Below are 6425 nucleotides of genomic sequence, written 5' to 3' on the forward strand. Positions count from 1 at the left end.
CTTCTACAAATTTAAATAAATGTAAAACAATTAATCGAGAATGTGCTTATTTTTTGATTTTCTCAACGACTTCCTTGGTGACCATTTTTTTATTTTTGTTACCCCAGGAGTTGTTAATGTAATTCATGACATCGGCAACTTCGGTGTCTGACAATCCTAATGGAGCCATAACATTTTTATAAGTCATGCCATTTACTTTTGTTTCACCAGTCATGCCATACTTTACGGCTCTTATACTGGCTTCCTGATTTTTAGTAAGAAAGTCTGATTTAGCGAGTGGGGGATATACATTTTTTACCCCCTCCCCACTAGGTAAATGGCAGTTCATGCAAAAATCGGTGTAAATTTCACTCCCACGTTTTATGCTTTCCTCAAGGGGGGAGTTTTGCTTTAAGTTATAGGTGATCGAAGAGGCCGTAATGATTAAGCTTAGTAAGATGAATTTCATAGTTTAAATTAGTTTTTTGGAACAATTTTATAGATGCCTTTACCTTCTACACTTAAATAGATATAGCCGTCTGGCGCTTGACGAACATCTCTAACCCGACCTATAGATTCGAATAATTTTTCGCGTTTTACAACCTTATTATTTTCAAGAATGAGACGTTCTAAATATTGAAATTTTAATGAACCAACCAGTAAGTTGCCCTTCCAGTTCGGATAATTATCAGAATTTACAAAAGCCATGCCACTGGGTGCTATGGAAGGAATCCAATAAAAAAGTGGTTGTTCCATGCCTTCTTTTTGGGTGATGTCAGTGAAGGTTGTGCCACTGTAGTTAATGCCGTATGAAATTACCGGCCAGCCATAGTTTTTACTTTTTTGAATAATATTAATTTCATCGCCACCTTGCGGACCATGCTCATGTGTCCAGATAGCACCGGTTTCAGGGTGTTTGGTCATGCCTTGAGGATTTCTGTGTCCGTAACTGTAAATGGCAGTTTTTGCTCCAGAGTTGTTAACAAAAGGATTGTCAGTTGGAACAGTACCGTCAGCATGCAATCTGTAAATTTTACCACCATCTCGGTTAATATCTTGTGGGTTGATGTCTCGTTGTCCGCGTTCACCAATCGAGAAAAATAAATAACCTTCATTGTCAAATTCAATTCGAGAACCAAAATGTTGTCCTTTGGTAGTATTTGGGACAGCTTTATAAAGTTGCTCCTGGTTTGATAATGACGAGCCGTTTAATTTTGCTCTCATAATCGCTGTGTTTCCACCTTCGCCTTCACCTTCGGGAGAGGCATATGAGAAGTATATCCAGCCGTTATTTTCATAATCAGGGTGCAATTTAATGTCCATAAATCCGCCTTGACCACGCACATAAATTTCCGGTAAACCACTAATTGTGGTTTTGGTGCCATCTTTAAAATGAATAAGCTCACCAGATTTTTCAGTTACTAAAATGCTCTCATCAGGAAGAAAAGCCATTCCCCAGGCAATGTTTAAATCGGGAACAACGAGTTCGGTTGTGTATTCGATATTAACAGGAGATTCTGCTTTTATTTCAGATTCAGTTTGCTGAGCGCAGGACGTGTAAACTATGAATAAGGTTAATAAGTTGTAAATTGGTTTCATTGCTTGTTAGTTTATGTTGTATGTAACATTAAATCCTGAATAATAATTTATAGGATTTCCTGGGTAATAATACCTAGGTAGAGCACCATTGAAGCCCGTCGCATTGATAAGAATTTGAGAGGCATAGGCTGTATCAAATATATTATTTAAACCTAAAAATATATTAATATTTAGTTTTTTATTAAGTTTTTTTTGCCAACCTACTTTAAAATGGGTTAGGCTGTAAGAACTTGTATATAAGCTATTGCTGTCAGTGATTGGTATACTTCCAATGTTTTGAAAATTTATATTCCCGTAAATTCCAAAGGCAGTGTTGAAAATTAAACTCATGTTAAAGGTATGGTTTGGAACACCGGTTAAATCATTACCAGAATAATCGTTATCGCCATCAACATAATCTTTAAATTTAAAATGATTTAATGTATAGCTAAAATCTGTATTTAATTTATAATTTTTATTTTTTAACCACTGAAAGTTACCACTTAATTCAAAACCGTTATGTTGCGTTTTTCCTGCGTTAAGCCCAATGTATTCGTCGTTTCCTGTTCGTTTGGCAACAAGTAAATTGGAGATGTTTAATTGGAAAGCAGATACATTTAATCGCAGTCTGTTGTTAAAAAAAACCGAACGGGATCCGATTTCAAGATTCCAGCCAGTTTCGGGTTTAATATCTGGGTTGATTAAGCCATCGGGGAGTAATGTTTCAGTGGTAGTTGGAGGTGAAAATCCGTGACTGATATTAGAATAAAGTTTGATGTTTCTTGAAAGTGCATGTGTTAACCCAAAAGTAGGAGACAGGATACTTTTGAAGCCGTATGAGCCTGTTTGATTAGGGTTTGTTCCGTTGTTGGAATAGTCGTGAAGTTTATATGATGTTTTATTTAAATTCAACCCAAAGCTGACTTCGGTATCATGGTTTATGGCATAATTAGATTCCATAAAAATATTGAAGTAATGCCGTTTTTCTTTAAAGTTTGTAAGCATGTCACCCTGAACGCTGCCGGTTCCGGATGGATAGTTCTGATAAAGATTTTCGAAAGTTTTCCATTTGTAGAAATCTGTGAAAAATTCTATACCTACTGTCCATTTCAGTTTTCCGAGATCACCTAAAAGTCTACTTCTAATGCCTAAAGCCGATAAATTTTCCGAAAGGATATTAAAAGGTCTCGGTTCATACGCATTTTTTAAAGAAGTAAAAACACTGGTTTTTTGTAAAATAGTTTTACGGTATTGATGATGCCATGATAAGCCTAGAATACTTCGCTTTGTGTCTTCGTAACCTTTTGATTGTGCCCATGAAAAAGCAGCCGATTCTGGTGCATTTAAAAAAGTATTTTCGTTGATTGAGCTTGGTATGTAGCCTTTTAAATCTACAAAACTTCCGAGAAGAGAAATTTCATTCTGTTCATCTATAAAGTGATTAGCGTTTAAGGTTATGGTTTTTCGATTGTATGCACTGTTGGCTCTGTATCCATCACTTTGTGTATGACTGTAAATAGCATTTAAGCTTGTGTTTTTATACCCAGAACTGAATTCAATAACATCTTTAAATACCCCAAATGAGCCGATAGTTGAGGTGTTTTGTATTTTAGTTTCATTAAAAATGGCGGTTTTCGGAATTAAATTGATGGTTCCACCTAATCCGGCACCATAAATACTAGACCCCGAACCTTTTATAATTTCAATTCTTGAGAGGGCACCTAATTCAAAATCTTCAATAGTTGTTTCGCTGTTTCCTGTAGTTAAAGGAATGTCGTTAAAATAAGCTCTGATTTTACTGGTGCCATATAACTGTCTTGAGCCAATACCTCTTATGGTAATTCGGTTGGTATTTAAAGCGCCATTTTGCATAAAAATTCCCGGAACCTGGTTTAGTATAGTGGCAAAGTTTATGCTGTTATTTTGTTGAATATCTTGAGATGATATAACTTCATAGGAGGCATATGAAGTATTTAGTGTTTTGGGGATTTGATTCGCATTAATAACAACTTCATTTAATTCGGAAGGATTTATTTGAAGTTGAACAATAGGATTGTTCTTCAGAATAGTTATTTCTTTATCTAAGTATCCCGATTTTTTAACCATATAGGTTCCTAAAGCATAAATTTCAAATTGTCCTTGGTTGTTAGTATATATAGTGTCTCTATTATTTTTTAAAACTATTGAAGCTTTAGAAATCGGGGCATTTGTATCAAGGTCAATTACTTTTCCACTAATTTTTTGCTGAGAGAAACCTGTGAAGAAAATAAATATTGAAATACTAAATAGTAGAATAACTTTTTTAAAGTTCAAGCTTAAAGTGTGTTAGATGGTTGTCGGCTAAATTAGCTAAAAATTAAATGTGTGATTAATTGAAAATTTTAAGAAAAAGGGTTGTGTATTTAATATAAAGAAGTATATTTGCACCCCGTAATGAGATAACCATTATACTCGGGGTGTAGCGTAGCCCGGTTATCGCGCCTGCTTTGGGAGCAGGAGGTCGCAGGTTCGAATCCTGCCACCCCGACAAACTTAGTAATAAGTTAAACTAAAACACTGTTAATCTTTTGATTTTCAGTGTTTTTTATTTTTCATGCATTTGTTTGAATTCATTTAAAACTAAATGTTAGGTGTGCAATTCGGTGTGTAGAGGTTTAAACGAAATGTATTATGGACTTCCTATATTAAAATGGAGACTGAACACCTCACGCCTCACGCTTCACACCCCACTGTCATGCCGCACCTGATGCGGAATCCATTTATCTAAGCCCCACAACAGCAAACTACGACTTAACGACTCACGTCTCACGCCCCACGTTTCACGCTTAACACCCCACAACCGACAACGCTTAACATCCCACTATCATTCCGCACCTGATGCGGAATTCATTTATCTAAGCCCCACAACAGTAAACTGCGACTGTAACTCAACCACTCCTAGTCTCACGACACTCTCCCTTTTACATATTGTCTGACTTTCTGAATAGGAACATCAATAAGTATAAAACTGAATTTAGATAAAACGATAATTAGACCAAATGCAACAACAACTGTAAGTACACCTGTAAAACTATTATTTAAAACAGGCTTTCCCCAAAGCAACATTGTTGCAGCAAAACCAGCCTGCCAGTGAAATAAATAAATAGGATAACTGTAGTCCCCAATAGATTTATCTGTAGATTTCGATACAAAAGGAAGCTTATTATCTATTAAATAAACTATGATTAGCCCATTTAATATATAATTTAAATAAAAATTCATTTCATTAATATAACTAAGATCCTGCTTCAAATGAGTTACAGAACCTAATACCGCATTAAAAACTAACAGAATAAATAAAACATAAATATTAAGTTTTACGCCTATTTGACTTAAAACAGATAGAATAAATCGCTTATAATGATAAATAATAGCGCCTATTGAAAAAGTAAGACCTCCGGCTAAAATAAAATCATATCTATATCCCCTTCCCAATCCTACGAAATAGGTGCCAACAAAATATATCACACCTGAAAAAAACCATATTAAAGTACGCCTTTTTGTTTTCGATAGCCCGAAGGCAATTAGCGAATAAAACAACAATTCTACAGTTAATGCCCACGAAGGAGGAGATAACCTGGGATGAATCAAATGCGGAGTCCATCTTGGAAAGATTAATGAAAAATTATAAATAAATTCCTTCTTTTCTTTAGGTATATATAATGCATCCTTATAAGCTCTGGAATAATCTTCTCCGTAAAAATAAATAATTAAAATAGATACCAACAATATAAACCAGTAAGTTGGATAAAGTCGTAAAAACCTATTAATACCAAAGCGAAAAATCCCTTTCAAATCATATCCATAGGTGTGGTGCATAATATAGGTCATCAAATAACCACTTAATATAAAGAACCCATGAACAGCATATTGGCCTATAGCAGGTATTAATAATAAATGAGTGCATACAACTGCAATAGCTAATAACGTCCTGTAAGTTCCAAACATAAGTACTGGTTAAAGTTCAAGTAAATATAAATTAAATATATTATTCCATTCTTAAACTAATGATATTGTGTTTAACCTATAACAATTAAGTTTAATTACTTATTTTAATCTCTTTTCAATCTCTCGCAAAAGACAATCTCTCACGTTTTTTCAAGCCTAATGTCATTAATGATAAGCAAAGTAAAGTCATCTGTTTAAAACTGTAATAGAACTTTACGACTTAACACCTCACGCCTCACATTACCAAACTAGGGCTGTCAAAAATCAGAAATAATAAGAGGAGGAATGAAACTGCGATGCGTAGCATCAAGCATGCAATTCCGAAAACGCATGGTGCTTTAGCAATTTCCTATTTTTTGACTTGACTTTTTTGGTTCTTTTTTGGTCAAGCAAATTGCGAAGTACATCATGAGTTCAAAAAAAAACAATAGATAGGCACGAATAAAAGAGAACATCATGAGTTCTAAATAAGACAATAGACATACACGAATAAAAATGAACACGCTAAAATAAAACCCCTTGCCCCAATCAAATCTAGTGTTGACTAAGTAGAATCTTCGATTTCCTGCGTAGGTAGATTTGATATTAAGAGGAGTAAAATCGTTTACCGTCAAATCGAAAAAGGGGCTTGATTACTACAAGAAGGGACTAAACAACTGACATCTCACGCCTCACGTTTCACATCCCACTATCATGCCGCACCTGATGCGGAATCCATTTGTTTAAAACTTACAGGGTACATCAAACAAGATGTTGACCTATGATTCATTTCGTAGCAAGATCAGTTTTAAGGCGCAGTAAGGACAGAGAAGCATGGCCTAGCGTAGCGTTTGCCATGCGCTGTAAAGCCTTAAAACTAGAGATTCAAACTCTATTTGTCA

Annotated in this window: 4 protein-coding genes and 1 tRNA gene; 1 reads left to right on the forward strand and 4 read right to left on the reverse strand. The window is 34.9% G+C overall.

Annotated features, from left to right (window positions below):
- Positions 1 to 46: 46 nt before the first annotated feature.
- From ICJ84_RS13800 to ICJ84_RS13810, 3 genes are read right to left on the reverse strand one after another with little or no spacing between them, the layout of a single operon-like run.
- Positions 47 to 448: a c-type cytochrome gene (locus ICJ84_RS13800; protein ID WP_188217001.1), complete on the reverse strand. Its 402-nt coding sequence runs from the start codon at positions 446 to 448 to the stop codon at positions 47 to 49.
- Positions 449 to 456: 8 nt separating this feature from the next.
- On the reverse strand, positions 457 to 1578 hold the full coding sequence (locus tag ICJ84_RS13805; RefSeq protein WP_188217002.1) for a PQQ-dependent sugar dehydrogenase: 1122 nt from the start codon (positions 1576 to 1578) through the stop codon (positions 457 to 459).
- A 6-nt stretch (positions 1579 to 1584) separates the two neighbouring features.
- On the reverse strand, positions 1585 to 3870 hold the full coding sequence (locus ICJ84_RS13810; protein ID WP_194408563.1) for a TonB-dependent receptor domain-containing protein: 2286 nt from the start codon (positions 3868 to 3870) through the stop codon (positions 1585 to 1587).
- 139 nt (positions 3871 to 4009) lie between these two features.
- Here ICJ84_RS13810 and ICJ84_RS13815 point away from each other — a divergent pair.
- Positions 4010 to 4084 (forward strand) — tRNA-Pro (locus ICJ84_RS13815).
- Between the two features lie 416 nt (positions 4085 to 4500).
- Here ICJ84_RS13815 and ICJ84_RS13820 read toward each other — a convergent pair.
- Positions 4501 to 5544 (reverse strand): acyltransferase family protein, encoded by a 1044-nt coding sequence (locus ICJ84_RS13820; protein WP_188217003.1) that lies wholly within the window; start codon positions 5542 to 5544, stop codon positions 4501 to 4503.
- Positions 5545 to 6425: the final 881 nt, after the last annotated feature.

Source organism: Aestuariibaculum suncheonense (assembly GCF_014596935.1).
Lineage (GTDB): Bacteria > Bacteroidota > Bacteroidia > Flavobacteriales > Flavobacteriaceae > Aestuariibaculum > Aestuariibaculum suncheonense.

Excerpts from the sequence above, each read along its gene's own strand:
- ICJ84_RS13820 (WP_188217003.1), bottom strand. The coding sequence starts at position 5,544 with ATGTTTGGAACTTACAGGACGTTATTAGCTATTGCAGTTGTATGCACT.
- ICJ84_RS13805 (WP_188217002.1), bottom strand. The coding sequence starts at position 1,578 with ATGAAACCAATTTACAACTTATTAACCTTATTCATAGTTTACACGTCC.
- ICJ84_RS13800 (WP_188217001.1), bottom strand. The coding sequence starts at position 448 with ATGAAATTCATCTTACTAAGCTTAATCATTACGGCCTCTTCGATCACC.